2 protein-coding genes are annotated in these 1,414 nt (G+C 37.6%); both read right to left on the reverse strand.

Translation table 11 applies throughout. The features are described 5' to 3' along the window. The coding region (locus AB5935_RS23940; protein WP_410525543.1) for a Wzz/FepE/Etk N-terminal domain-containing protein at positions 1-545 on the reverse strand (545 nt) is incomplete at its 3' end. A gap of 21 nt (positions 546-566) precedes the next feature. Continuing rightward, positions 567-1,414, reverse strand: an 848-nt coding sequence (locus tag AB5935_RS23945) for an SLBB domain-containing protein (RefSeq protein WP_368327653.1), incomplete at its 5' end; no start/stop codon positions are given.

The following is a 1,414-nucleotide window of genomic DNA, read 5'->3' on the forward strand; positions in this document are numbered from 1 at the left end:
ATTATCCCCTGATTGATTTTATCTGAAGTTACTAATTCGTTATTTTCTTCAACAAACAATGACTTCATTCCACCAATTACCATACCAGGGAATCCAATTACATAATTCCACCATGGAGAAGATTCCTCATCCAAATAAATATTCAATGTCATATTTTCATCTTTCGATACTGATATTTCCATTGTAGAAAGTTCTAATAAAAAAGGAGTAGAAGAAACAATATCGGCAGACAAAGAAGCATTCAATGCATCAGTACCATCACCCATGGCAACTTCATTTCCAAGGAAAGAAGCTGCCAAACCAGATAAACCATTGCCCTTATTACTTCCCATCTCTGGAGAAAGAGTAACTTCAACTGTGTACTGTTTAGGAATACTGATTGCTATAATAATGCCAATTATCAAACCAATACCAGCAACTTTATAGATTATCTTACGAATACCTATAATCTTACGAAGAATATCCATTAGATCAATTTCGATCTCCTCATCTGTATGGTTACTCTGTTTCTGTCTTATTTCTTTTTCAGATTCTCCTTCTATCATAGTGGTATAAGCTGTTATCTTTTATTTTTTGATCAGATTAGCAATAGATGCAACCATCATTCCCAAAGTGCTGAATGTAGTAGCGTAACCTAGAATATTACCCATATTAGTTTTTTTCTTAGCTTTACTAGGCACAATTATCTCACACCCAGGCTCAATCTGCTTCTTGCCACTACCTTTCACTTTAGTCACTTGGCCATTCATGTATACGATAAATTTCTTACTCTTCTTCGCATTTTCAGAATAACCACCGGCTTGATTCAGATAATAGTCTATATTCTTTCCTTCCATATAAGAAACAGTATTCGGAACCATTACGGCACCATTGATTGTAACCGTATTATTATTTTTCGGAATAGAAATCACATCACCTTCACGCAAGACAATATCTGCTGTACTTCCAGGATTCGCTAATGCTTTCTCCAAGTCAATACCAACACTAAAGGTATCTTCCACACGAACACCCAAAGAGTCCATCATAGCCTCACCCAACTGTCTGCTCATCAAACGGATCACATCACCCATGCGTTTCTTTTCACTTGCATTGGCTACACGGGTTAACTTTGCACCACGTAAGTAGGCATAGTTCGTTGCACCTCCAGCTTTATTGATCAAGTCCGAAAGACGTTCTTCACGACTGGTCATTGCATAAGAGCCTCCGAACAGTATTTCACCTTCAACAACCACATTCTGTTGGGCCTGATAACCCGGACTACGACGTACATAAACTTCATCGTAAGGTTGAAGGACAAAGCCGGGAGTTCCATCTACAATAAAACCTTCTTTTAGGGAGAATGTATATATCTGGCCAATAGTATCATTATTCACTGTACTACGAGGATTCTTAATTCTACGGGATACATCTACAC

The sequence above is a fragment of the Phocaeicola sp. RTP21198st1_B8_RTP21198_201120 genome (genome assembly GCF_040929485.1).
Lineage (GTDB): Bacteria > Bacteroidota > Bacteroidia > Bacteroidales > Bacteroidaceae > Phocaeicola > Phocaeicola dorei.